Origin of the sequence: Paracoccus wurundjeri (genome assembly GCF_030678915.1) — a bacterium.
GTDB classification, from domain to species: domain Bacteria; phylum Pseudomonadota; class Alphaproteobacteria; order Rhodobacterales; family Rhodobacteraceae; genus Paracoccus; species Paracoccus onubensis_A.
On record NZ_JAUUTZ010000001.1, the window covers coordinates 61,450 to 85,180 of the forward strand.

Annotated in this window: 31 protein-coding genes; 20 read left to right on the plus strand and 11 right to left on the minus strand. The window is 60.9% G+C overall.

Annotated elements, in window-relative coordinates; all coding sequences use genetic code 11:
- The first annotated feature begins 1 nt into the window (after position 1).
- The 9 genes from secF to Q0601_RS00330 all read left to right on the plus strand — a co-directional run bounded on the left by secF (position 2) and on the right by Q0601_RS00330 (position 6,576).
- A complete protein-coding gene (gene secF, locus Q0601_RS00290; protein WP_305285892.1) occupies positions 2-979 on the plus strand; it encodes a protein translocase subunit SecF in 978 nt (325 codons plus the stop codon).
- Positions 979-1,332: an Mth938-like domain-containing protein gene (locus Q0601_RS00295; RefSeq protein ID WP_305285894.1), complete on the plus strand. Its 354-nt coding sequence runs from the start codon at positions 979-981 to the stop codon at positions 1,330-1,332. Before secF ends, Q0601_RS00295 begins: the two co-directional genes overlap by 1 nt.
- The gene (gene ccmA, locus Q0601_RS00300; protein WP_305285896.1) at positions 1,329-1,958 is read left to right on the plus strand and encodes a heme ABC exporter ATP-binding protein CcmA; all 630 of its coding nucleotides are present in this window, start codon (positions 1,329-1,331) and stop codon (positions 1,956-1,958) included. Before Q0601_RS00295 ends, ccmA begins: the two co-directional genes overlap by 4 nt.
- 58 nt (positions 1,959-2,016) lie before the next feature.
- On the plus strand, positions 2,017-2,673 hold the full coding sequence (gene ccmB, locus Q0601_RS00305; protein ID WP_305285898.1) for a heme exporter protein CcmB: 657 nt from the start codon (positions 2,017-2,019) through the stop codon (positions 2,671-2,673).
- Positions 2,674-2,714: 41 nt separating this feature from the next.
- The gene (gene ccmC, locus Q0601_RS00310) at positions 2,715-3,440 is read left to right on the plus strand and encodes a heme ABC transporter permease CcmC (protein ID WP_305285900.1); all 726 of its coding nucleotides are present in this window, start codon (positions 2,715-2,717) and stop codon (positions 3,438-3,440) included.
- Positions 3,437-3,580 carry a heme exporter protein CcmD gene (ccmD, locus tag Q0601_RS00315; protein ID WP_119746126.1) on the plus strand — a complete coding sequence of 48 codons (144 nt, stop codon included), beginning with the start codon at positions 3,437-3,439 and terminating at the stop codon, positions 3,578-3,580. The genes ccmC and ccmD overlap by 4 nt, the downstream gene beginning before the upstream one ends.
- Positions 3,573-4,115 carry a DsbE family thiol:disulfide interchange protein gene (locus Q0601_RS00320; RefSeq protein ID WP_305285903.1) on the plus strand — a complete coding sequence of 181 codons (543 nt, stop codon included), beginning with the start codon at positions 3,573-3,575 and terminating at the stop codon, positions 4,113-4,115. The genes ccmD and Q0601_RS00320 overlap by 8 nt, the downstream gene beginning before the upstream one ends.
- A gap of 72 nt (positions 4,116-4,187) precedes the next feature.
- The gene (gene ggt, locus Q0601_RS00325) at positions 4,188-6,005 is read left to right on the plus strand and encodes a gamma-glutamyltransferase (RefSeq protein WP_370656075.1); all 1,818 of its coding nucleotides are present in this window, start codon (positions 4,188-4,190) and stop codon (positions 6,003-6,005) included.
- A gap of 109 nt (positions 6,006-6,114) precedes the next feature.
- On the plus strand, positions 6,115-6,576 hold the full coding sequence (locus Q0601_RS00330) for an NUDIX hydrolase (protein WP_305285905.1): 462 nt from the start codon (positions 6,115-6,117) through the stop codon (positions 6,574-6,576).
- A gap of 44 nt (positions 6,577-6,620) precedes the next feature.
- Here Q0601_RS00330 and ilvA read toward each other — a convergent pair whose 3' ends face one another.
- Positions 6,621-7,868, minus strand: coding sequence for a threonine ammonia-lyase IlvA (gene ilvA, locus Q0601_RS00335; protein WP_305285909.1), 1,248 nt, complete (start codon positions 7,866-7,868; stop codon positions 6,621-6,623).
- Between the two features lie 207 nt (positions 7,869-8,075).
- On the opposite strand from ilvA, the gene Q0601_RS00340 reads away from it, so the two are divergent.
- The 4 genes from Q0601_RS00340 to Q0601_RS00355 all read left to right on the plus strand — a co-directional run bounded on the left by Q0601_RS00340 (position 8,076) and on the right by Q0601_RS00355 (position 11,143).
- Positions 8,076-9,305, plus strand: a complete 1,230-nt coding sequence (locus Q0601_RS00340) for an argininosuccinate synthase (RefSeq protein WP_305285911.1) — start codon at positions 8,076-8,078, stop codon at positions 9,303-9,305.
- Complete coding sequence (gene mog / locus Q0601_RS00345) at positions 9,302-9,844, plus strand: molybdopterin adenylyltransferase (RefSeq protein WP_305285913.1); 543 nt, start codon at positions 9,302-9,304, stop codon at positions 9,842-9,844. The genes Q0601_RS00340 and mog overlap by 4 nt, the downstream gene beginning before the upstream one ends.
- Positions 9,845-9,979: 135 nt before the next feature.
- Positions 9,980-10,693 (plus strand): cytochrome c biogenesis CcdA family protein, encoded by a 714-nt coding sequence (locus Q0601_RS00350; RefSeq protein ID WP_305285915.1) that lies wholly within the window; start codon positions 9,980-9,982, stop codon positions 10,691-10,693.
- 27 nt (positions 10,694-10,720) lie between these two features.
- Complete coding sequence (locus Q0601_RS00355; protein WP_305285917.1) at positions 10,721-11,143, plus strand: thioredoxin family protein; 423 nt, start codon at positions 10,721-10,723, stop codon at positions 11,141-11,143.
- Between the two features lie 62 nt (positions 11,144-11,205).
- On the opposite strand, the gene Q0601_RS00360 is transcribed toward Q0601_RS00355, so the two are convergent.
- From Q0601_RS00360 to Q0601_RS00380, 5 genes are read right to left on the minus strand one after another with little or no spacing between them, the layout of a single operon-like run.
- Positions 11,206-11,874, minus strand: a complete 669-nt coding sequence (locus Q0601_RS00360; protein ID WP_305285919.1) for a nitroreductase family protein — start codon at positions 11,872-11,874, stop codon at positions 11,206-11,208.
- Positions 11,875-11,892: 18 nt separating this feature from the next.
- Entirely contained in the window at positions 11,893-12,867 is a 975-nt protein-coding gene (mbfA, locus tag Q0601_RS00365; protein WP_305285921.1) for an iron exporter MbfA, read from the minus strand.
- 58 nt (positions 12,868-12,925) lie between these two features.
- Positions 12,926-13,618, minus strand: a complete 693-nt coding sequence (locus Q0601_RS00370; RefSeq protein WP_305285922.1) for a CDP-alcohol phosphatidyltransferase family protein — start codon at positions 13,616-13,618, stop codon at positions 12,926-12,928.
- A gap of 54 nt (positions 13,619-13,672) precedes the next feature.
- On the minus strand, positions 13,673-14,410 hold the full coding sequence (locus tag Q0601_RS00375; protein ID WP_305285924.1) for an SseB family protein: 738 nt from the start codon (positions 14,408-14,410) through the stop codon (positions 13,673-13,675).
- Positions 14,411-14,417: 7 nt separating this feature from the next.
- Positions 14,418-14,867: an outer membrane protein assembly factor BamE gene (locus Q0601_RS00380; RefSeq protein WP_305285926.1), complete on the minus strand. Its 450-nt coding sequence runs from the start codon at positions 14,865-14,867 to the stop codon at positions 14,418-14,420.
- Between the two features lie 151 nt (positions 14,868-15,018).
- Between Q0601_RS00380 and Q0601_RS00385 the strand changes: the two genes are divergently transcribed.
- The 4 genes from Q0601_RS00385 to Q0601_RS00400 all read left to right on the plus strand — a co-directional run bounded on the left by Q0601_RS00385 (position 15,019) and on the right by Q0601_RS00400 (position 18,093).
- Positions 15,019-15,549: a YceD family protein gene (locus Q0601_RS00385; RefSeq protein ID WP_305285928.1), complete on the plus strand. Its 531-nt coding sequence runs from the start codon at positions 15,019-15,021 to the stop codon at positions 15,547-15,549.
- Between the two features lie 231 nt (positions 15,550-15,780).
- Positions 15,781-15,987, plus strand: a complete 207-nt coding sequence (gene rpmF / locus Q0601_RS00390; RefSeq protein ID WP_119746154.1) for a 50S ribosomal protein L32 — start codon at positions 15,781-15,783, stop codon at positions 15,985-15,987.
- A 22-nt stretch (positions 15,988-16,009) separates the two neighbouring features.
- Entirely contained in the window at positions 16,010-17,119 is a 1,110-nt protein-coding gene (gene plsX / locus Q0601_RS00395; protein ID WP_305285932.1) for a phosphate acyltransferase PlsX, read from the plus strand.
- On the plus strand, positions 17,116-18,093 hold the full coding sequence (locus Q0601_RS00400; protein WP_305285934.1) for a beta-ketoacyl-ACP synthase III: 978 nt from the start codon (positions 17,116-17,118) through the stop codon (positions 18,091-18,093). The genes plsX and Q0601_RS00400 overlap by 4 nt, the downstream gene beginning before the upstream one ends.
- A gap of 41 nt (positions 18,094-18,134) precedes the next feature.
- Here the strand turns inward: Q0601_RS00400 and Q0601_RS00405 are convergent, their stop codons facing one another.
- The 5 genes from Q0601_RS00405 to Q0601_RS00425 all read right to left on the minus strand — a co-directional run bounded on the left by Q0601_RS00405 (position 18,135) and on the right by Q0601_RS00425 (position 21,243).
- Positions 18,135-18,782 carry a pseudouridine synthase gene (locus Q0601_RS00405; protein ID WP_305285936.1) on the minus strand — a complete coding sequence of 216 codons (648 nt, stop codon included), beginning with the start codon at positions 18,780-18,782 and terminating at the stop codon, positions 18,135-18,137.
- Positions 18,779-19,405, minus strand: a complete 627-nt coding sequence (locus tag Q0601_RS00410) for a LysE family translocator (protein ID WP_305285938.1) — start codon at positions 19,403-19,405, stop codon at positions 18,779-18,781. Before Q0601_RS00410 ends, Q0601_RS00405 begins: the two co-directional genes overlap by 4 nt.
- The gene (locus Q0601_RS00415) at positions 19,402-19,782 is read right to left on the minus strand and encodes a GFA family protein (protein ID WP_305285940.1); all 381 of its coding nucleotides are present in this window, start codon (positions 19,780-19,782) and stop codon (positions 19,402-19,404) included. The genes Q0601_RS00410 and Q0601_RS00415 overlap by 4 nt, the downstream gene beginning before the upstream one ends.
- On the minus strand, positions 19,772-20,224 hold the full coding sequence (locus tag Q0601_RS00420; RefSeq protein ID WP_305285942.1) for a GAF domain-containing protein: 453 nt from the start codon (positions 20,222-20,224) through the stop codon (positions 19,772-19,774). The genes Q0601_RS00415 and Q0601_RS00420 overlap by 11 nt, the downstream gene beginning before the upstream one ends.
- Positions 20,225-20,307: 83 nt before the next feature.
- Positions 20,308-21,243 carry a pirin family protein gene (locus Q0601_RS00425; protein ID WP_305285944.1) on the minus strand — a complete coding sequence of 312 codons (936 nt, stop codon included), beginning with the start codon at positions 21,241-21,243 and terminating at the stop codon, positions 20,308-20,310.
- A gap of 158 nt (positions 21,244-21,401) precedes the next feature.
- Here Q0601_RS00425 and Q0601_RS00430 point away from each other — a divergent pair, with 158 nt between their 5' ends.
- The 3 genes from Q0601_RS00430 to Q0601_RS00440 all read left to right on the plus strand — a co-directional run bounded on the left by Q0601_RS00430 (position 21,402) and on the right by Q0601_RS00440 (position 23,674).
- On the plus strand, positions 21,402-22,913 hold the full coding sequence (locus Q0601_RS00430) for a VOC family protein (protein ID WP_305285946.1): 1,512 nt from the start codon (positions 21,402-21,404) through the stop codon (positions 22,911-22,913).
- A 1-nt stretch (position 22,914) separates the two neighbouring features.
- Positions 22,915-23,244 (plus strand): GNAT family N-acetyltransferase, encoded by a 330-nt coding sequence (locus Q0601_RS00435; protein ID WP_305285948.1) that lies wholly within the window; start codon positions 22,915-22,917, stop codon positions 23,242-23,244.
- A gap of 67 nt (positions 23,245-23,311) precedes the next feature.
- Positions 23,312-23,674 (plus strand): putative signal transducing protein, encoded by a 363-nt coding sequence (locus Q0601_RS00440; RefSeq protein WP_305285950.1) that lies wholly within the window; start codon positions 23,312-23,314, stop codon positions 23,672-23,674.
- The last annotated feature ends 57 nt before the right edge of the window (positions 23,675-23,731 follow it).

Sequence of the window (23,731 nt, forward strand, 5' to 3'; positions counted from 1 at the left end):
CATGGCTTTTCGTCTGAAACTGGTCCCGGACAATACGCAGATCGATTTTTTCCGGTGGCAGGCCCTGACCTTCGGTATATCGTCTCTGCTGGCTGTTCTGTCGGTTGTCGTTCTGGTGATATACGGGCTGAATTTCGGCATCGATTTCAGGGGCGGCACCACGATCCGTACCGAATCGACGCAAGCCGTGGATGTCGCCACTTATCGCGAGGCTTTGCAGCCCCTTGGGCTTGGCGACGTGGCGATTTCCGAGGTTTTCGATCCGACATTCGGTCCCGATCAGCATGTCGCGCAGATTCGTATAAGCGCGCAGGAAGGTGCGGAAGCCGCGAGCGCCGAAACCGTCGATGCCGTCAAGGTGGCGTTGCAGGAGGTCGATTCGGCAATTACCTTCCCCTCGGTAGAGTCGGTCGGTCCCAAAGTCTCGGGCGAGTTGATCAACACCGCCATCTACGCGGTTCTGGCCGCGCTGGTCGGGATTTCGTTTTATATCTGGCTACGTTTCGAGTGGCAGTTCGCGATAGGTGCGATCGTGTCCCTTGCTCATGACGTGCTGATCACTTTGGGTATCTTTTCCCTGCTTCAGCTCAAATTCGATCTGGCCACGGTGGCGGCGCTGCTGACGATCGTGGGATATTCGATCAACGATACCGTGGTGGTCTTCGACCGGCTGCGCGAAAACCTTTTGAAATACAAGAAACGGCCACTGCGCGAGGTGATGAACCTGTCGGTGAACGAGACCCTCAGCCGGACGGTGATGACGTCCGGGACCACGTTGCTGGCATTGATTGCCTTGCTGGTTCTTGGCGGGGATGTGATCCGCAGCTTTGTCTTCGCGATCACTTTCGGGATCGTGATCGGTACCTATTCCTCGATCTACACGGCCAAGAACATCGTGCTCTGGTTGGGCGTCAAGCGTGACTGGTCCAAAAAATCCCCTGCGGATTCGCCCGACTTCCCGGGGGCCGAGGCTCCCTGATGGCAATGAAGCCCACAGATTTCGACGGAGCGCAGCCGGTCGACGGCTACGGCCCCGGCTTCTTTCGGGTGGGCGGAGAGGTGCTGTATGGGCCGGTAATCGTACAGGCGGGTGGTGCGCAGCCCTGGGACGGCTTGGACGATCATGCGCCATTACTGGCGTTGGCGGGCAAGATCGATGTGCTGTTCCTTGGCACGGGCGAAGAGATTGCACGCCCGCCCGCCGATCTCGCGCAGGCCCTGGAAGATGCCGGCGTCATGGTCGAGGCGATGGCGTCCCCGACTGCCGCGCGCATCTATAACGTGACTCTGTCCGAAGGGCGTCGCGTCGCCTGCGCGCTCCTGCCGCTGTGAGCCTGCTTGCCGTCCATGATCTTGCCGTGGCGCGTGGCGGGCTGCGGGCGGTCGAAGGTGTGTCCTTCACCTTGCAGGAGGGCAAGGCACTGATCCTGCGCGGCCCGAACGGGATCGGCAAGACGACCCTGCTGCGCTGTGTTGCGGGCCTGCAGCCTCCGGTAGCGGGGCGGATCGAGTTGGCCGCTGATGCAGTGGCTTATGCCGCCCATGCCGACGGTCTGAAATCCGCCCTGACCGTGGCAGAGAATCTGCGCTTCTGGGCACAGGTTTTCGGCGGCGGCGATGAAGCCCGGGCGCTTGAATGGATGGAACTGACCGCGCTTGCCGATCGCCCGGCGCTTGCATTATCTGCAGGGCAGAAACGGCGGCTGGGCCTTGCTCGCCTGCTTGTATCCGGCCGTCCCCTCTGGGTGCTGGATGAGCCGACCGTGTCGCTGGATGCCGCCTCGGTCGGGCGCTTTGCCGACATGATCCGGATGCATTTGTCGGGTGGCGGGGCGGCACTGATGGCGACGCATATCGATCTGGGGCTGGACGAAGCGCAGGTGCTGGATCTGACCCCGTATCGCGCCAGACCCGGCCGGGTCGAACGACCCGCAGGCTTCAATGAGGCATTCGCATGAGCGGGCTGGCCGTCAGCGGTAATGCGGGGCAACGCGGCTTCGCAATGAAGAGGCCCAGATGCTGGCCCTTCTGAAACGCGACCTCACCCTTGCCACCCGCGCCGGAGGCGGATTCGGTCTGGCGGTTGCGTTTTTCCTGATCCTTTGCGCGCTCGTGCCTTTTGGCGTGGGCCCCGACAGCGAGGCTTTGCGCCCGATTGCGCCGGGAATCCTGTGGGTAGGCGCACTATTGTCCAGCCTGTTGTCGCTGGACCGGATTTTCGCGCTGGATCACGAGGATGGCAGTCTTGATCTTCTGGCGACCGCGCCGATTCCTCTTGAGGGCGTCGTCGCGGTCAAGGCGTTCGCGCATTGGATCACCACGGGATTGCCGCTGGTGGTGGCTGCACCGGTCTTCGGCCTGCTGCTGCATCTGCCCGGCGAGGCGGTTTTCTGGCTGATCCTGTCACTGCTGATCGGGACACCGGCGCTGTCCATGCTGGGCGCGTTCGGAGCAGGGGTCACCGTCGGGCTGCGGCGCGGAGGGCTACTTTTGTCGCTCTTGGTTCTGCCGCTGTATATCCCCACGCTGATTTTCGGCACCGAGGTCACCCGCCGGGGCGCCGAAGCAGCGGATCCGTTCACGCCGATGCTGTTCCTCGGGGGTATCACTGCGGGGGTGCTGGCATTAGTGCCGTTTGCCGCTGCCGCCGCCTTGCGGGTCAATCTGCGGTGATCGGGCTTGAGGGGCGCAGGCTTCGGGGGTAGGGGAAGCACATGTCGATCTGGGAATACGCCAATCCTGTCAAATTCATGCGCGTCTCCGGCGCGGTTCTGCCGTGGCTGGTAGCGACCGCCGTGATCTGCACGACAGGCGGTGTCGCGTGGGGTTTCCTGACGCCGGAAGATTACCGGCAGGGCTCGACGGTAAAGATCGTTTTCCTGCATGTGCCGGCGGCGATGATGGCGATCAACATCTGGGTGATGATGCTGGTCGCTTCGTTGATCTGGCTGATCCGCCGGCATCATGTCAGTGCCCTTGCCGCCAAGGCCGCCGCCCCTGTCGGTGCGGTGATGACCCTGATCGCTCTGGCAACCGGTGCGATCTGGGGGCAGCCGATGTGGGGAACGTGGTGGGAATGGGATCCAAGGCTGACCTCGTTCCTGATCCTGCTGCTGTTCTATATCGGATATATCGCCCTGTGGTCGTCAATCGAGGATGCGGATAGCGCCGCCGATCTGACGGGCGTGCTGTGTCTGGTCGGTTCGGTTTTCGCCTTGCTCAGCCGCTATGCGGTGATGTTCTGGAATCAGGGCCTGCATCAGGGCGCATCGCTTTCGGTCGCCGAGGGTGAAAGGATGAGCGCGGTTTACCGCTATCCGCTTTACCTTTCGATGTTGGGTTTCCTTCTGTTGTTTCTGGCGCTTGTCCTGATCCGCACCCGCACCGAGATCCGAAGGCGGCGTCTCGCCGCATTGCAGGCAAGGGAGATGCGTGGATGATCGAGCTTGGAAAATATGCCGGAACGGTGCTGGCGGCCTATGGGGTTTCCATCCTGCTGCTGATCGGGATCGTCTGGCAGACTTTGGCGGCGAATGCCCGCGCCCGCCGCGAGTTGGAGAAGCACGAGAAACATGGCTAGGATTTCCCCGCTTGTCATTCTGCCTCCGCTGGTCTTTGCCGCGCTTGCAGGATTGTTCCTTTGGGGTATGGGGCGCGACGATCCGCAATCACTGCCCTCGACCATGATCGGGCGCGAAGCGCCTGCCGTGCCGCAGACCACATTACCCGGCAAGGAGCAGTTGACCGATGAATTGCTGCGCCAGCCGGGCGTGAAGCTGGTGAATTTCTGGGCAAGCTGGTGTCCGCCTTGCCGGGCCGAGCATCCGACGCTGATGGAATTGTCGAAAGACATGCCGGTTTACGGAATCGATCTGAAGGACCCCGAGGCCAATGCGATCGAATTTCTGGAAAAGGACGGCGATCCCTATCATGCTCTGGCGACCGATCCCAAGGGACGCGGGGCGATCGACTGGGGCGTGAGCGCGCCTCCCGAGACGTTTATCATCAATGGCGAGGGTGAGATCCTTTATCGCTTCGCGGGGCCGATGGTCCGCGAGGATTACACCAACCGTTTCCTGCCGGAACTTGAAAAGGCGCTTGCCGCCGAAGAGTAATCGGGCGTCTTGCGTCCGGCAGGACGGCAGGACAAACTGCCCCTTATCGGGATAGGTATGGAGAGGGCAGTCATGACAAGGTTCAGTCTTGTGACGGCGTTGCTATTGGGCAGCGCATGGGCATTTCCGGGGATGGCGCAGCAGGCGACGGATGCCGTTGCCCCTGAAGCTGCGAGTTCTGAAACCGGCACGGAAGGCGACGCCTTTGCCGATCTTTCCGAAGCGGCGCGGGCCGCATTGACCAGCAAGGAATCCGGCGAACCTGTCACTGCGCAGAACTGGATGGTGAGTGCGGCGAATCCCCTGGCGGTCGAAGCGGGCGCTAAGGTCCTGGAACACGGCGGATCCGCAGCGGATGCCATGGTGGCGGTGCAAACCGTTTTGGGATTGGTTGAGCCGCAAAGTTCGGGACTTGGCGGTGGGGCGTTTCTTGTCTGGTATGACGCTGAAAGCGGCGATCTGACGACGCTTGACGGGCGCGAGACTGCGCCGATGGCTGCGACACCGCGCTATTTCCAGGATGAAGAAGGCGAGCCGCTGGAATTCTATGATGCGGTGGTCGGCGGACGTTCGGTCGGCACACCCGGCACGCCCGCGCTTCTCGAAGAGGCGCATCGCCGCTGGGGCAAGGTGAATTGGGGCGGGCTGTTCGATGATGCCATCACGCTGGCCGAGGACGGCTTTGCCGTTTCGCCCCGCCTTGCAGGGCTGGTTGCCGAAGAGGGTGAAAGGCTGCGCCGCTTCCCCGCGACCGAGGAATATTTCTTTCCCGAGGGTACGGCAATCGCAGCGGGGGATCGCCTGAAGAACCCGGAATATGCGCATGTGCTTAAGCGGCTGGCGCAAGAGGGTAGCAGCGCCTTTTACAGCGGCGAGATTGCCGAGGGAATCGTCGATACCGTGCGCAATGCCGAGGGCAATCCCGGTTTGCTGGCGCTGGGTGACTTTGCTGCCTATCGGGTCAAGGAACGGCCGGTCGTCTGTGCGGAATACCGGGATCACGATGTCTGCGGGATGGGGCCGCCTTCCTCGGGGGCGCTGACCATGGGGCAGATTCTTGGCATGCTGGACGGTTATGATCTGGCCTCGCTGGGGGCAGAAAATCCGGAAAGCTGGCGGTTGATCGCGGATGCCTCGCGCCTGGCATTCGCCGATCGCGAGCGTTACATGGCCGATAGCGATTTCGTTCCGGTTCCCGTCGAAGGGCTGGTCGCGCCAGAATATCTGGCCGAGCGGGGAAAGCTGCTGGCTGGCGATGATGCCCTGCCCGAGGTCACTGCCGGCTCTCCCGGCTGGTCGCATGCGATGAACTGGGGGCAGGACAGCGCGCTGGAACTTCCCTCGACCTCGCATATCTCGATCGTCGATGCCGAGGGGAACGCCCTCTCGATGACCACGACCATCGAGAACGGCTTTGGGTCGCGCCTGTTCACTCAGGGATTTCTGTTGAACAACGAATTGACCGATTTCTCATTCGAGACGCATGACGAGGCAGGTTATCCAATTGCCAACCGGCTGGAACCGGGCAAACGGCCGCGATCCTCGATGACGCCCAGCATCGTGCTGAAGGATGGCAAACCGGTGCTGGTAATCGGCTCTCCGGGTGGCAGCCAGATCATCGGCTATACCGCCAAGGCGATCATCGGCTATCTGGACTGGGGGCTGGATGTTCAGCAGGCAATCGGCCTGCCGAATATCGTCAACCGCTTCGGGCCGATGGATATCGAGGCCGGGACAAGTGCCGCTGAGCTGATGCAACCGCTGCAGGATATCGGTTTCGAAGTCGAAGAGACGGATCTGAACTCCGGTCTTCATGGCATTGCCATTACTCCCGAGGGGCTTTCGGGCGGGGCCGATCCGCGCCGCGAAGGGATCGCGTTGGGCGGATGAGGCGATTTGCGAAGAAAATCGCAAGGCGGCTGGATGGGCCTTCATGCCGCCGTCAGTTTCAGGCGTTGTACCTGCGTTGCGCATTTCAGTTCTTGCAAAGAAGACGCCGATGATCCGACGTTTCGGCGCAAGCCCGGAATTCGGGCGGCAATATCGGCGCAGACCCGGAGCCTATGCCGTCCTGTTGCGTGAGGGGCGGATCTTGCTGACATATCAGGACGGGTCCGAGCCTGAATTCCAGCTTCCGGGTGGTGGAATAGATCCTGGCGAGGCTCCGATTTTTGCGCTGCATCGCGAGGTTATGGAAGAAACCGGCTGGACGATATCCTCGCCACGGCGGGTCGGGACCTATCGCAGGTTTTGTTTCATGCCGGAATATGGGTTTTATGCGGAAAAGCTGTGTTCGGTCTGGATTGCGCGCCCGATCATGCAAATGTCGGCACCGACCGAGCCCGGCCATGAAGCGCATTGGTTCCCTGCCGGACAGGCCACAGCCATGCTTGCCGATCCGGGCGCGAGAGAGATGCTGACGATCGCGCTGCGATATGGCGGGAGAAGCCGGCGGTCGTGATGCCCGCCGGGGTTCCGTGACCTCCGGCAGGGCGAAATTCGTCGTTATACGAGCAATTCCGAAAGCAAATCGTCGCTGGTAATGTCACGATAAGTGAATTCGGAATGGTCAAGACGCTCCATCAAGGCGATCAGATTGGCGGGATCGCTGGTTTCGATCCCGATCAGCACCGAACCGAAATTCCGGGCGGATTTCTTGAGATATTCGAAGCGCGATATATCGTCATCCGGGCCCAGAAGCTGAAGGAAATCGCGTAAGGCGCCGGGTCGCTGCGGCATCCGCAATACGAAATATTTCTTGATGCCCGAGAAGCGCTGCGCGCGCTCCTTGACTTCGGGAAGCCGCTCGAAATCGAAATTTCCGCCGGAACAGACGCAGACTACCGTCCTGCCGGTCAGGTCGCCGATATCGGACAAGACGTCGATGGCAAGCGCGCCGGATGGTTCAAGCACAATCCCTTCGACATTCAGCATTTCCAGCATGGTGCGGCAGATGCGGTCCTCGGGCGCGATATGCACATCCTCGGGCAAGAAGCGGGACAGGGTTTCGAATGGCAGGCCGCCGATGCGGGCGACGGCCGCGCCATCGACGAATGTATCAATGGCGGGCAGGGCGACGGGCGCGCCGGTTTTCAATGCCGCGTGCAGGCAGGCCCCGCCAAGGGGCTCAGCAAAGGCGAAGCCGGTTTCGGGCGCGGTTTCGCCCAGATAGCGGACCACGCCCGAGGACATGCCGCCGCCGCCCACGGGCAAAACGACAAGATCGGGCGCACGGCCCAGTTGTTCCAGAAATTCCAGCCCTAACGTGGCCTGCCCCTCGATCACGTCGGCGGCGTCGAAGGGGCTTAGGAATTGCGCGTCATGCTTGGCTGCGAATGACTGCGAGGTCGCCAGGGTCTGGTCGAAATAGTCTCCGGTCAGCACGATCTCGATGGAGTCGCCGCCAAAGGTCTGGGTCTTGTCGATCTTCTGCTTGGGCGTCGTGACAGGCATGAAGATCGTGCCGCGCGCGCCGAAATGACGGCAGGCATAGGCCACGCCCTGGGCATGATTGCCCGCGCTTGCACAGACGACATGCGCATTGCTGCCCGCGCCGCTTTCGATCAGCTTGCGCATGGCGTTATAGGCGCCGCGCAGCTTGTAACTGCGGACCGGGGTCAAATCCTCGCGCTTGAGCCAGATATCGGCGCCGAATTTCGCCGAAAGATGGTCATTGCGTTGAAGCGGGGTCGGCTCGAACAGGTCGCGCAGCGCGGCCTCGGCCTGACGGACGGATTGAGCGAAGTTTTCCATGGCCTTGCCCATGCCGCGAATGAACGGAATTGGCAAGGGGGCGTGGGATGATAGGGGCAGATCCGATGTAAACCGCCGGAGCCGGGCGGCAAATATTCCCGTGAAATGGCCATGGCGGCGCGAAACCGGCAGTTAAACCGGCGCCTGCTCTTGTGACAGCCGCGAAAGAGGCATATTCCCCGGGAAAATTGACAAAAGGTTGAACGCATGTCCGACGCGCCGAAAAAAGTCGTCCTTGCCTATTCGGGCGGGCTCGACACCTCGATCATCCTGAAATGGCTTCAGACCGAATATGGTTGCGAGGTCATCACATTTACGGCCGATCTGGGGCAGGGCGAGGAACTGGAACCCGCCCGCCAGAAAGCCGAGATGCTGGGCATCAAGCCCGAGAATATTCATATCGAGGATCTGCGCGAGGAATTCACCCGCGATTTCGTTTTCCCGATGTTCCGTGCCAATGCGGTCTATGAAGGGCAGTATCTTCTTGGCACCGCGATCGCGCGTCCGCTGATTTCCAAGCGCTTGGTCGAGATCGCGCAGGAACATGGTGCCGATGCGGTTGCGCATGGAGCGACCGGCAAGGGCAATGATCAGGTGCGTTTCGAGATCGCCGCCTATGCGCTTGATCCGGCGATCAAGGTCATTGCGCCATGGCGCGAATGGGATCTGACGTCGCGCACCAAGCTGCTGGAATTCGCCGAACAGAACCAGATTCCCATCGCCAAGGATAAACGGGGCGAAGCACCGTTCAGCGTGGATGCGAATCTGCTGCATACCTCGTCCGAAGGAAAAGTGCTGGAGGATCCGGGTGCGGAAGCGCCAGACTATGTCTATCAGCGGACCGATCATCCGGAAAATGCCCCCGATCAGCCGGAATTCATCGAAATCGGCTTCGAGAAGGGCGATCCGGTGGCGATCAACGGCGAGGCGATGTCTCCGGCCACGCTTCTGACCGCGTTGAACGAATATGGCCGCAGGCACGGTATCGGTCGCCTCGATCTGGTCGAGAACCGGTTCGTCGGAATGAAATCGCGCGGCGTCTATGAAACCCCGGGCGGCACCATTCTGCTGGAGGCGCATCGCGGCATCGAACAGATCACGCTGGATCGCGGTGCCGGGCATCTGAAAGACCAGATCATGCCGCAATATGCGGAACTGATCTACAACGGTTTCTGGTTCAGCCCGGAACGCGAAATGTTGCAGGCTCTGATCGACAAATCGCAAGAGCATGTGACCGGTACGGTGCGGCTGAAACTTTATAAAGGGCTGGCGCGGACCGTGGCCCGCTGGTCGGATCATTCGCTTTATTCCGAGGCGCATGTGACCTTCGAGGATGATGCCGGCGCTTATGATCAGAAGGACGCGGCGGGCTTCATTCGCCTGAATGCCCTGCGGCTGAAACTGATCGGAAATCGCAACGCCCGTTTCAAACCATGAGCGAGCAGCGCCTGACCGCCCGGATCGCGATTGTCACTGTCAGCGACCGGGCGTCGCGCGGCGAATATGAGGATAAAGGCGGTCCCGGGGCCGAAAGCTGGTTGCGCGACGTGGTGGTTTCGCCCATCGAGATCGATCGCCATATCATCCCGGATGGACGTGAATGCGTTACCGTGAAGCTGCGTGAACTGGCCGATAACGGCGCCGATCTGATCCTTGTGACCGGCGGCACCGGCCCAGCGCCCCGCGATCAGACCCCCGAGGCGGTCATGGATGTGGCGGACAAGGAACTGCCGGGGTTCGGCGAGGAAATGCGCCGTGCCTCGCTGACCGAGGTGCCGACCGCGATTCTTTCGCGTCAGACGGCAGTGATCCGCGGGGAAACCCTGATCATCACCATCCCCGGCAAACCCTCTGCGATCGCGACCTGCATGAATGCGGTCTTCGCGGCGGTGCCCTATTGCCTTGATCTGATCGGTGCCGGCCGGATCGAAACCGACCCGGCGAAGATCAAGGCGTTTCGGCCGAAAGGCGCGTGATACCGGGTCGGGCAAAGTGCCCGCAGCGCACGGTGGAAGGCGGATTACAGGGGGCAGGCTGCATCTCGCAAACGTGAGGCCGCCATTGTAACGGCATCTGATGGGCATCCGTATCTCCATGCAAAGGAGAACAGGATGACATTGATTTTTGCCTATCTCGCGGGCTTGCTGACGCTTATCAATCCCTGCGTATTGCCGGTTCTGCCCATCGTCATCGGTTCGGCACTGGGACAACACCGGCTTGGCCCCGTGGCAATGGCCGCCGGGATGAGCGTTTCCTTCGTCATTCTGGGCCTGTTCGTCGCGGCTTTCGGCCAGGTGCTTGGCCTGACCGAGGAAAGGCTGAATATGATCGCGGCCATCGGCATGATGCTGTTCGGCGCGGCGTTGTTGTTGCCACAGGCAGGTGTCGTGTTCCAAACCGCGACCGCAGGGCTTGCCGCCCGCGCGGATGCCCGGATCGACCAGACCCGGAATCATGGCCTGATGGGACAGGTTTTGGGCGGCGCATTGCTTGGCGCCGCATGGAGCCCCTGTATCGGGCCGACACTTGGCGGGGCGATTGCCCTGGCCAGCAGTGGCGGGGGCCTGTTCCAGGCCGGGGCGATCATGCTGGCATTTTCCTTCGGCGTTGCCACGCTGATCCTCGCGCTTGGATATGGCGCCCGCGATCTTCTGATGCGCAACCGCGCAAGGGCGCAGGCTTTGGCGATAAGGTCGCGGCCGGTCATCGGGATCATCTTCATCCTTGTCGGGATCGCCCTGATATCCGGGCTCGTTCAATATCTCGAATTTCTTGCCGTCCAGTATCTGCCGGTCTGGCTGCAGGATCTTTCTGTCTCGATCTGATTTTCAACCAAGGAAGGATTACCAATCATGAAACGCCGAAATTTTCTGGCCGTCTGTACGGCACTGACATTTGCGCTACCCCATGTCACGCTCGCGAATGAGATGCTTGAAAATGATTTTGTGACCTACAATCCCAAGGTGCTTGAGCAGGCTTTGGCAAATGGCGAGACTGTCTTCCTTGATTTCAAGGCAAGCTGGTGTACGACCTGTGCGGCGCAGGCAAGAGTGATCTCGGCTCTGCGCGAAGAGGATCCAGCTTATGACAAGGCCATGACTTTCATGCTGGCCGATTGGGATATGTGGAAAGACAAGCCTATCGTCAGCGAGATGAATATTCCGCGTCGCTCGACCCTTGTCGTGCTGCGCGGAGAAGAGGAACTGGGGCGCGTCGTGGCGGAAACATCCAAGGAAAAAATCCAGTCCCTGATGGATCTGGGGCTGAAGGGTTAAGCCTTTCCGGGACGGAACCGGTATTCAATCCGACAAACGGGATCGGGATGTCGGACAGGATATCAGAAAACCGAAAGGATCTCGCCAAGTGGCTTCTTGCGCTTGGCGATTTCCGGAACAACCGCGTCATCCGCAGGCAGGCCGACAGGCAGGATCATCACCGGCTTTTCATTCACTGGCCGGCCGCATAATTCGTTCAGAAAGCGCATCGGATTGGGTGTGTGGGTCAGCGTAACCAGCCCGGCGTGATGAACCGCGGCGATCAGCATTCCACAGGCGATACCCACGCTTTCAGGAACATAGTAATGTTTGCGCTTCTCTCCGTCGCTGAATCCGTAACGCTGTGCGAAAACCACGATCAACCAGGGCGCGATCGTCAGATGCGGCTTGTCCGGGCCGGTGCCGACCGGTTCCAGAGCGGCGAGCCACTCATCCCCGCCGCCTCCCGCGTAAAAAGCCTGTTCTTCCTCTTCCGCGGCCTTGCGGATACGGGCTTTCATCGCGGAATCGCCGATGGCTACGAAATGCCACGGTTGCTGGTTTGCCCCGGAAGGCGCCGTTCCCGCAACCTCGATGCAGGTCTCGATCACCTCGCGCGAGACGGGCGTATCTGCGAAATCCCGGACGCTGTGCCGTCGCCGCATGTAATCCCGGAATTCCCGCAGCTTCGCCAGCGACATATCCGGAGAAAGCTGTACCCGATCGGGCAAGGGAACGGGTTTGTAGGTCATTTTTTCCTCCTTGCGGCGTCAACCTGCGCCAATCAATACTCCGGTTGCGAAGACCAGACCGCCGCCGACAACCACCTGAAGCGCGGCCCGCCAGAACGGGGTCTGCATCCAGCGATTCTGTATCCACGCGATCGCCCAAAGCTCGATAAAAACCACGATGCAGGCGATGATCGTGGCGGTCCAGAAATGCGGGATCAGATAGGGCAGGGCATGACCCAGCCCGCCAAGTGCCGTCATCACCCCCGAGGCAATGCCCCGGCGGATCGGTGATCCGCGCCCCGACACGATTCCGTCGTCCGAGGCGGCTTCGGTGAAGCCCATGCTTATCCCTGCACCCAGGCTGGCGGCCAGACCGACCAGAAATGTCGTCGACGTGTCCTGCGTGGCGAATGCCGTCGCGAAAATCGGCGCAAGCGTCGAAACGCTGCCATCCATCAATCCCGCCAGCCCCGGCTGAACCCATGTCAGCACGAAATTCCGATATGCGACCGCGCCTTCGTCTTCGCGTGCCTTGGGCGTCAGATGCTCATCGGCAAGTTCCTCGGCACGCTGTTCATGCCCGCGTTCCGCGGCGGCCAGATCGCCCAGCAGCTTGCGCGTGGCCGCATCGGTTGTGACCCGTGCTGCCTGAACATAGAATTCCGCCGCATCATGTTCCATCAATGCGGCCTCGCCCCGGATGGTTTCCAAGGACAGATTCTGCATCATCCATGCCGGACGACGGCTGTAATAGCCCGCCACATGCTCGCGCCGGATCACGGGAAGAGCTTCACCGAAACGCTGCCGATAGGCATCGATCAGGATCCTGCGATGCTCATCTTCTTCCTCGCCCATACCGTCGAAAATCGCCGCTGTCGCAGGGTAATCTTCGCGCAGGAATTCGGCCCAGTTACGGTATATTCGCGCGTCATCCTCTTCGGATGAGATGGCAAGCGCCAGCACTTCGCGTTCGGTCAGGTCGGAAAATCTCTTTCGATTGCTCAGCATCCGCATGGTATTCTTCTTTATACAGGGGCCTGTCTATCGCTGTAGAAGGATCAGACTGCAGGGGTCATCTGCGCTCTGGCAGCAATTGCTGCAACGGGCCGGCAAGCAGTAGCCAGATAGAGGTTAGCACAAGTCCCCAGTTCGCCCAGCTTGACGGATGGAAATCGACCCAGGCGGCGCGGGCAGCGAAGATCACCCAGAGAATCGCGACGGGCAATGAGACCATCCGCCAGCGTTCCGTCCTGACCGGGTGGATGAACTTGATATTGGTGAATGTGGCGATCGTCAGTGCGATCACGATCAGCATGATCACGGCCCAATGCGGTTTCACCGCGAAAAGGACCAGCACCACCATGTTCCAGCACCCGGGAAATCCCGCGAAAGAATTATCATTCGTTTTCATGCGGGTATCAGCAAAATATACGACGCTGCCATAAACGATCACGATGATCGCGACCCATCCTGTCCAGCCCGAAAGCAAGCCGGACCGAAACAATGCGAAAGCCGGAATGAAGACATAGGTCAGGTAATCGATGATCAGATCCATCAACACGCCGTCATAATTGGCCCAGTTTGTCTTGACGTCGTATCTGCGCGCCAGGGGGCCATCGATTCCGTCCACGGCGAAGGCGACGACCAGCCACAGAAACATCAGCGACCATTCGGATTGGGCTGCCGCCAGCATCGCCAGCATGGACAGCACCGCACCGGTTGCGGTCAGAAGATGTACCAACAAAGCCTTGTGACGTAGCTGCATTCGTCGTTTCTGGCAGGTTCGCGGTTGCCGCGCAACAGGCTTGTTCCGCGGTGATCAGCGTAACCGCGGAGGAGCTTTCGGCTTTTCCGCAGATGGCGTTTCAGCAGGTTCAAGATTGAAGCGCAGGGCTGCTTGTGGCGGTCTGGTATCCGAGAAGCTGATATCAACCCCGCCGGGCTGCGAAGGCAGGAAGGAAAGCGCCTCTGCAAGCGCCTTGGCGATTGCGGGCTGATGTTCGGTTGCGGCTCCGGCGATCAGCAGAATATGGCCGGAGGGGCCATTTTCACCCTCTATCCCGGCGAGTGCCGCTCCTGAAATGAGCCCGCTCATATCCGCGAACCGCATTGCCAAAGGCTCGGCCAATGCCTCGACGGTGGTCGGGGCGGCGGCGGTCAGACGCAGCCGCGCCTCGTCTGTTTCGGGCGTTGCCGCCAGGGCATCCGTCAGCCAGTGCAGCATCGCGGCATCAAGCAACATTTCCGAAGGAAAGCCCGGATTGACAAGCAGTCCCGCCTTTTCCTGCTGCAGCAACCCTGCCAGCACACGCCCCGGCATCGCGGCAAAAGAGACCGGCTTTCCGAAAAAGCCGGCCAACCGGTCTTCACCGTCGCAGGCCAGCGCGACCGGTCCCGACTCCAGAGGGAATATCTGCAATTCGAGCCGATCCCCAGCGGGTTCGCGAGCCAACGCAACCGACAATTCGGTATCCGCCAACCGCGACAGTATTCTTGCCCGCTGCGGAGAGGCGGCGTCATGGAATGGCACCACCGCGAGTTCGTCAAGCGCGGTCATGCCGTCCCTAGTCGATGAAATCGCCGGCCTGGAAATTGCCCAGGTTGCCAAGGATTTGCCCGATCAGCGAGATTTCGGTCACGCTTGTATCGGTCACGCGACGTGACAATGTGACGACACGACCCTGCTCGAGTCCGAATCGTTCGACATTGCGGACGACACCTTGCTGATCGAAGGATATCGCCACGACCTCGCGGCTGACTTCCTGCGGTTTCTGGGGGCCGAAATGGCGCCAGCGCGAGCCGACATAGTACCAGCCCGACCCGGTCAGCAGCCCCTGTGCGGAAGGGCGTCCGATAAGCTGTGGCACCTGATCCATCGTGGTTTGGCCCACAACGACCTGCGCCAGGTCAATGTCAGGCGGAACAAATCCGTGATTGCGATAGACCGGGGAGCAGGCTGCAAGCCCGAGAATGGCCACTAGGCCCAGAATCAAAATCTGCCGGATGGCGGCCATGAATTCGGTTTCCCTTCGCTCGGACTGTTGACGCGGCCCGTCCGCCTTAGCAAACTCGTCACCGACGCTCAAGAATATCCATCATCGTCCGACATCGCTGTTTCGTATCCTTGTGGATGCCGATCTGCCTGCCGGCCCCCAGAGGACCATTATGACCGCCCCCGAATCTCATCCGCAACGTCTGCGCGTCGCGCATTTGAATCCTCGTGCCGCCACGCCTTTCATTCTGCGTCCAGACGAGGAAACCCGGGCCGCCATCGCAGAGGATCTGGGGCTTCTGCGGCTGACCAGGCTTGAATTTTCCGGGCATGTGCGGGCCGAGGGTGGCGAGGCATGGAGGCTGGAAGGGCAATTGTCGGCGCGGGTGGTTCAGCCATGCGTGATCACCCTCAAGCCGGTGAAAACCGATCTTTCGCAGCCGGTGCAGCGCCATTATTCGCTGCATTTCCAATCACCTGAAGGTGAAGAGATCGAAATGCCGGATGAGACGCAGGAACCATTGGGTCAGTTCATCGATCTGGCGGAAGTGATGATCGAGGAACTGACGCTGTCCTTGCCGGATTATCCGCGGGCGCCCGATGCGGAATTGCCGGCAGAGTCGAACGACGCCGAAGAACCCGAAACCCGCAGGCCATTCGCCGGTCTGGACAAACTGCTGAAAGGTGGCGGGAATCAGGAGTGACGGGATCGTCCTATCCGCGCCCTCCGGCGATGAAATCCTCTTGCGAAAGCGTGGGTTTCGCGCCACGATCCGGGCGCACGGCGGCGGATAGAACACATTTCCCGCTCAAGCACCGCTGCAAGGGCTTGCAGGCGCGCCCGTCATGGCGTATCTGCGCGGTTCATTTGCGAATTCAATACACATGGTGCGCTTGCCGCAAGGGCAGGGCACCCAGCTAACCGAGGTTGTGACATGGCTGTCCCTCAGAACCGCGTAACCCGTTCCAAGCGTAACATGCGCCGTGCGCATGATGCTCTGGTCGCGGGAAACCCGAATGAATGCTCGAATTGCGGCGAGTTGAAACGCCCGCATCATGTTTGCTCGTCTTGCGGTCACTATGGTGATCGCGAAGTGATCGCGCAGGCTGACGAAATCGATCTCGACGACGACGCGGCCTGATCGGGGTCGGCTTCGCCATTTGATGACTACCGAACCGAACACATCGGCACCATGCGCCTCTGGAGAAGGGGGAAGCGTGGTGATTTCGGTTGACGCCATGGGGGGTGATCGTGGCCCCTCGGTGGTTGTCGCCGGCATGGCTGAAAGCGCCATGAAGAATCCCGAGATACGGTTTGTCGTGCATGGCGACGAAAGCCAGCTTGGGCACCTGATCTCCCGGCGCAAGGAATTGGCCGGCCGCTGTGACATCCGTCATGCCGCAGGCGTGGTGACGATGGATGACAAGCCCAGTCAGATCGTGCGCAAGGGGAGTGACACCTCGATGTGGTCCGCCCTCGAATCGGTTCGCGCCGGAGAGGCGGGGGCCGCTGTGTCCTGTGGCAATACCGGGGCATTGATGGCGCTGTCGATGTTGCGGCTGCGGAAATTGCCGGGTGTGAACCGCCCGGCGATCGCCTGCCTGTGGCCGTCGAAGAATCCGGGCGGCTTCAATGTCATGCTGGATGTGGGCGCCGATATCCGTGCCGATGCATCTGATCTTCTGAAATATGCGTTGATGGGCGCATCCTATGCCCGCAACGGGCTGGACATCCCCGATCCGCGAATCGGGCTTCTGAATGTCGGCACCGAAGAACATAAGGGTCGGGCTGAACTGAAACATGCCAACGACCTGATTGCCGCCGCTGCCGAGGCGGGGCATTTCCGCTATGTCGGTTTCGTCGAAGGGGGTGATCTTCCGTCCTCGCGCGTCGATGTTATCGTGACCGATGGATTTACGGGCAATATCGCGCTCAAGACCGGTGAAGGCACGGCGAAACTGGTCGGTGAGTTTCTGCGCCAGGCGTTCGCCAATTCGATCCTGTCCAAATTCGCAGCGTTATTGGCGATGACTTCGCTCAAGCGTCTGCAGAAACGTATCGACCCGCGCCGCGTCAATGGCGGGATATTTCTTGGACTGAACGGCACTGTCGTGAAGTCGCATGGCTCGGCCGATGCCACCGGCGTTTCCGCGGCGATCAAGCTGGCCTTTCAGTTGACCAAATCCGGCTTTCAGGACCGCTTGGCCGCCCGTGTCGCCCAAAGCGCCGCCACTCTGCCCTTGGGCACGGAATCAGGAGGAGCCACATCGTGACAACAAGGCGCGCGGTCGTTACCGGAACAGGCCATTATCTGCCCGAAAGAGTGGTCGAGAACAGCTGGTTCGAAGACAAGCTGGACACGTCCGACGAATGGATCCGCACCCGAACCGGCATCGAGCGGCGGCATTTCGCGGCAGAAGGCGAGACCACCGGTGATCTGGGAATTCGTGCCGGCCGCGCGGCACTGGACAAGGCGGGATTGCGGCCGGACGATCTGGACGGGATCGTGCTTGCGACCTCGACACCGGATCTCACCTTTCCGGCAGTGGCGACCATCGTGCAATCCGGACTGGGAATGACCCGAGGCTTTGCCTTTGATGTTCAGGCCGTCTGTGCCGGCTTCGTCTTTGCGCTTGCCAATGCCGACGCCCTGATCCGCTCGGGGCAGGCTGATCGGCTTCTGGTCATCGGCTCGGAAACATTTTCGCGGATCATGGACTGGAGCGATCGCAGCACCTGCGTGTTGTTCGGCGACGGTGCGGGCGCGGTCGTTCTGGAAGCGCAAGAGGGTAAAGGCGATAACAGCGATCGTGGCATCCTTGCCTGCGACATGAACAGTGACGGCCAGTATCGCGAATTGCTGTATGTCGATGGCGGCGTCTCGACGACCGGAACTGCCGGACAGTTGCGGATGCAGGGAAATCTGGTTTTCCGTCATGCGGTCGAAAAGCTGACCAGGACGGCGCATGCCGCTCTGGACAAGGCCAGTCTGGCCCCGGCGGATGTCGATTGGCTGGTCCCGCATCAGGCCAATCTGCGAATCATTTCGGCCACAGCGCAGAAAATGGGCTTGCCGATGGAAAAGGTTGTCCTGACTGTTGCGGATCACGGCAACACCTCGGCCGCTTCGATCCCGCTTGCCCTGTCCGTTGCGAATGACGAGGGCCGGTTCAAACCCGGAGATCTTCTTGTGACCGAAGCCATCGGCGGCGGATTAAGCTGGGGATCCGCGATCCTTCGCTGGTAGGGAACCCGCCCAGCGAATCGTGGGCCGGGAAACGCGGGGCGTCAGAACGGGGCGGGCAGGCTGAAACTTTGCTGCACGCCGCTATCGGGATGCCTGATGCGCAGGCCCTCGGCATGGAGCATCAGTCTTGAAAAATCCGCAGCTTCCCCCGTCGCGTAAAGCGGATCGCCAAGGATGGCATGTCCTGTCTCGGCCATATGCACCCGAAGCTGATGGCTGCGCCCGGTCAATGGAAATAACCGCACCCGGCTTTCATCATCCGAAGCACGGATGACGCGCCAATCCGTCTGCGCGGGTCGTCCTTCGGCGTGATCGACCTTTTGCCGGGGCCGGTTGGGCCAGTCCACGATCAGCGGCAGATCGACCCGGCCGGTTTTCGGCTCCAGCCGCCCATATACGCGGGCGATATAGGTTTTCTTGACCTGCCTTTCCTCGAATTGCTTCGACAGGAAGCGCTGTGCATGCGGAGTCAGGCCAAAGATCATCACGCCGGATGTATCCAGATCCAGCCGGTGCACCAGCAGCACGGTCGGAAAGGCGCCGCGCAGCCGCTCGATCATGCAGTCCGCTTTGTCGGGCCCCCGTCCCGGAACCGAAAGCAGGCCCGAGGGCTTTGCCACGACCAGAATTTCATGATCGGCATGGATCACCTCAGGCGGATCCGGGGGTGGCGCGTAAACCGAGATCATTTCGCCACAAGGCGCAGCGCCAGTCCGGCATACATGAATGCCGCGATCCGGTTAACCAGCCCAAGCCGCTTTCCGATCACCTGACCTGCAAACCCGCCGACGATACCGTAACCCATCGTGACGATGGTCCCCGTCACGATGAAGATTAGCCCAAGCCCCAGTATCTGCTGCCAGACCGGCCCCCAGGCGGGATTCGTAAACTGAGGCAGGAATGCCAGCAGGAACAGCACAGGCTTGGGATTCATCGCATTGGACAGAAACCCGCGGCGAATGATGTTCCAGGGTCGCACACTGCCTTTTGCCGAAGGATCTACAGGCCCTGCGGTCCAGCTTTTCCACGCAAGCCACAGAAGATAGGCGGCACCCACATATTTGATTGCGGTCAGGATGCCGGGATGTGTGGCGACGATTGCCCCCAGCCCGACCGTCGCCATGGTCAGGTGCATCAATACGCCCAGACCAACCCCCAGACCGGCCAGTATTCCGGCCTTTGGTCCGCCCTGAATACCGCAGGCGCTGGCAAAGAACACGTCCTGACCCGGCGCGAAATTCAGCACCAGCCCACCCGCAATGAAGGTCATGAGCTGTGCCAGCGGAATATTGGCCAATGTTTCCCAGATCATGACTGCGCCTCTTGCGGCAGACCATCTGCGATCTCGTAATAGTTCCCCTTGTCGGTCACGAAAATATGCCCGGTCAGCTGCAAACCCGTGGGTTCATCCACCGCACCCGATGCCACGGCCACCCTGTCCGAGCCGATCTTTCGCCAGAACAGACTGCTGCCACATTCCGGACAAAAGCCGCGCTCTGCCTCGTCGGAAGAGCGATACCATCTCATCGGCCCCTCGATGGTCAATGCGCGGGCAGCCGCGCTGGCCCAGAGATGCCCGGACCAACGACGGCACTGCCCGCAATGGCACGCGCTGTATCCGGCCTCATCCCATTGCCCACGAAAGCGCACTTCGCCGCACAGGCAATGCCCGGTAAATTCAGAACCCATCGAAGACTTCCTCCAATATCTCTACCAGCCGCGTGGCGTCCTGTTGTCCGAAGGCATCTGCGCGGTTGCTGTCGATATCCAGCACGCCAATCAACCTTCCGCTCTTGCCGAATACCGGCAATACGATTTCCGAGCGGGTCGTGCTGGAGCAGGCGATATGACCCGGGAAGGCGTCGACATCAGCGACGATCTGAACCTCGCCGCTGCGTGCTGCCGCGCCGCAAACGCCACGGGAGAACGGGATGACCAGACAGCCATGCCCGCCCTGATAGGGGCCGATCTTCAGCAGTTCGGGCGCGACGACGCGATAAAACCCGGTCCAGTCGAATCGCTCGTCCGAGTGGTGGATCTCGCAGGCCAACGTAGCCATAAGCGCAACTTCATCGGTTTCGCCTTCCGTCAGGGCGCGGATCCGCGCATGTAATGCGTCATAATCGGTCATGGTCTTCCTTTACGCCAGTCAGAGCGCGACGAGAAGACCATGTGTGACACCGGCAAGATGACGGGACTGATACCCCGAATGGGTCAATCCGGCAGGGGGATGAATTCGTCGCGATCCGCCGGCGGCAGGTCGAACTGACCCTGACCCCAGCGGGCGTCGCGCCATTCGCGCTTTGCCTCTTCGATCCTTTCGCGCGAGGAGGCGACGAAATTCCACCATATGTAGCGGGGACCGTTCAGCGTCTCGCCGCCAAGAGCCATCAGCCTTGCGCCGCGATCGCCTGCCGCCACCGTGATCTCGTCGCCGGGACGAAAGACCATCATTTGCCCGGCCTCGAATTCCTGTCCGGCGATGCGAATCGATCCCTCGGTAATGTAAAGCCCGCGATCTTCGTGATCCTTGGGCAAGGGAAAACGCGCCCGAGCCGCAAGGGTGACGTCGAGATAAAAACTGTCGGAATACATTTTGGCCGGGGCCGTTTCGCCATAAGCACGACCCAGGATCAGCCGGGCCTCGATGCCTTCATCGTGAATTTCGGGCAGGGTGCCCTTGCCGTGATGCTCGAATGTGGGGGCAATGTCTTCGTGACTTTCCGGCAGCGCGATCCATGTCTGTATTCCGTACAGGCTGTTCGGCCCCTGACGTCCGGCGGCGGAAGTGCGCTCGGAATGGGTGACGCCCTTGCCTGCGACCATCCAGTTCAATTCGCCGGGACGGATGACCTGATCGGCGCCGGTACTGTCGCGATGATGGAAATCGCCGCGAAAAAGATAGGTCACGGTGCCCAGCCCGATATGCGGGTGCGGGCGTATATCCACGCCTTGCCCGGTCAGGAATTCGGCGGGTCCGGCCTGATCGAAGAAGATGAACGGCCCGACCATCTGCCGTTTCGGGGCGGGCAGGGCGCGGCGGACCTCGAAATCGCCAAGGTCGCGGGCGCGGGGAACGATCAGGGTCTCGATGGCGTCCGGTCCGATCTCGTCCGGACAGCCGGGGGTCAATGCGGGGTTCCAACTCATAGGTGCCTCCTTGTGATATTGATCAGAATGGGCCGATTTTCGCGAACGGCCAAGAGGAAACACGTTCTGGATTCGCGAACGCCGGGTAGGCTGTTACGCCGCTGGCAGCGGGCCGGCAGATAGAGCATCTTACACGCAAGCAGAAAGGAGTCCGGGGCATGACCAGCGGTATTCATCATGTGACGGCGATCACCCGCGATGTTCAGGCGAATGTCGATTTCTGGATGGGATTCCTGGGGCTTTCGCTGGTCAAGCAAAGCGCGGGTTTCGAGGATGCCGAGCAGTTGCATCTGTTTTACGGCAATGCGGCAGGTGATCCGGGAAGCCTGGTCAGTTTTCTGATCTGGCAGGATGGAGCCGCCGGACGTGTAGGGCATGGACAGGTGGCCGAGATCGCCCTTTCCATTCCGCGTGCGCGTATCGGAGACTGGCTGACCCGCGCCATGCAGCACCGGCTGCCTGTCGAGGGACCTGCCCGTGAATTCGGCGAGCCGGTTCTGCGGCTGAAAGATCCGGACGGGATCATCGTCAAGCTGGTCGGGACGGATGTGCCGGATCAGGGATGGCCTGCCGCACCGCAGCGGTTGCGCTCGGTCACGTTATGGTCGGAACTGCCCGAGCAGACGGCAGCTTTCCTTGGCCGTTTCGGCTATCGGCCGGGGCCGGTGGAAGCGGGTGTCGTAAGGCTGATTTCAGACAGCGATGCCGTGGATATCCGCGATGCTTCGAGCTTTGTCCCAAGCATTCCTGGCAGCGGCGTGATTGATCATGTCGCTTTTCGGATGGCCGACATCGACGCGATCGAGGCGCATCATGCCGAATTGTCACGCCTGAACGGTGGCGAGGTCACGCTGCATGATCGAAAATATTTCACCTCGCTTTATGTCCGCGAACCCGCCGGTATCCTGATCGAACTGGCAACCGACGGTCCCGGCATGGGCGTGGATGAGGCCCGGCTGGGTGAGACCCTGATGATCCCTCCGCATTTTGCGGGCCGCGCGGATGATCTGCGCGTGTCACTTCCTCAATTCGCCCGCCCGGGCGAGGAAAGGATTCCGATGAGAGAGCTTCCCTTTATCCACCGCATCTATCAGCCCGACACAACGGATGGTTCTGCCCTGATCCTGCTGCCTGGCTCGGGCAGGGATGAGGCCGATCTGATGCCGCTTGCGCATCGAATCGCGCCCACGGCGCGTTTGCTGGGGGTGCGCGGACGCTCGAATGAAGAGGGGATGCCACGTTTCTTCCGCCGCATTACCATGACCAGTTTCGATCAGGACGATATCCGTGCCGAGGCGGCCGCTTTTGAGGCGTTCTGGCATGGCGCGATTGCAGCCTATGATCTGGATCCGGCGCGCACGACCGTATTGGGATATTCCAATGGCGCGAATTTCGCGGCGGCGGTGATGGCGCTGTATCCGGGGCTGCTGCGCCGGGCCGTTCTGTTGCGCGCGATGGCCGCGCTTGAGGATTTGCCGGTAAGCAGCCTAAGCGGAACTCAGGTCTTGACGGTGACCGGTGCACGGGATCCTTATGGGCCCTATGCTGCGCGTCTGAATGATTGGCTGAAAGCGAGCGGCGCCGATCTTGACGCGCGCTCGGTTTCCGCGGGCCATGAAATCACGCAGGATGATGTGGCGATTGTGCAGGATTGGCTGAAAGGAGAATGAGATGGCGGATATTACCATCACCAAAGAGGAAATCGACAACCGGCATGGTCGCTATGTAGCGCATGTGGCGGGAATCGATGCAGAGGCGGAACTGACCTTTACGCGCCGGGGTGAGGGGCGGATCAGTGCCGATCACACCGGTGCACCCGAAGAACTGCGGGGCACGGGCGCCGCGGGGGCGTTGGTCCGTCACATGGTCGAGGATGCGCGGGCGAATGGCTTGACCATCATTCCGCTATGCTCCTATGTGCAGGCGCAATATGCCAAGCATCCCGAATGGGCCGATCTGTTCACGACTGCGCCGGGTGAAAAGCCGAAAATACCGCAGTAATAGGCGCGGCTTGCCATCCCGTTCCACTGCATGTCAGATATCGGTCGGATTGGCGGTAGAAAACGGCATGACAGACGCTATGGAACAGATTGCGGTCGGAGATGGGGCTGCGGACGTTGCGATGTTGATGGGCGTGCTGGAAGCGCATGGCTTCGACCCGGTCGCGACCGACAGGCATTCCGGGCTGACGCTATCGAATCTGTCGCAGGCGATCGGCGGCGTGAGAGTCTTTGTTCGCGTCGGGCAGGCTGGCGAGGCGGGCGAACTGCTGACCGCTCTGGGCATGCCGGTCTGGAGCCGTCCGTCCTGGCGTACGATGCTGTTTTTCGCATTTGCATGGTGGTTTGCGCATGTGCCGCCGCCCGGCCTTGGCAGCGCGCTTGTCCTGCGCCCCGGAACTGGCGATGAGACGCAGCTTGCCGATCCCTGAACCGCAAGGGGAGCAACGCCCCCTTTGCCCCGCCGTCACTTCGTGCCAAAACCGGAT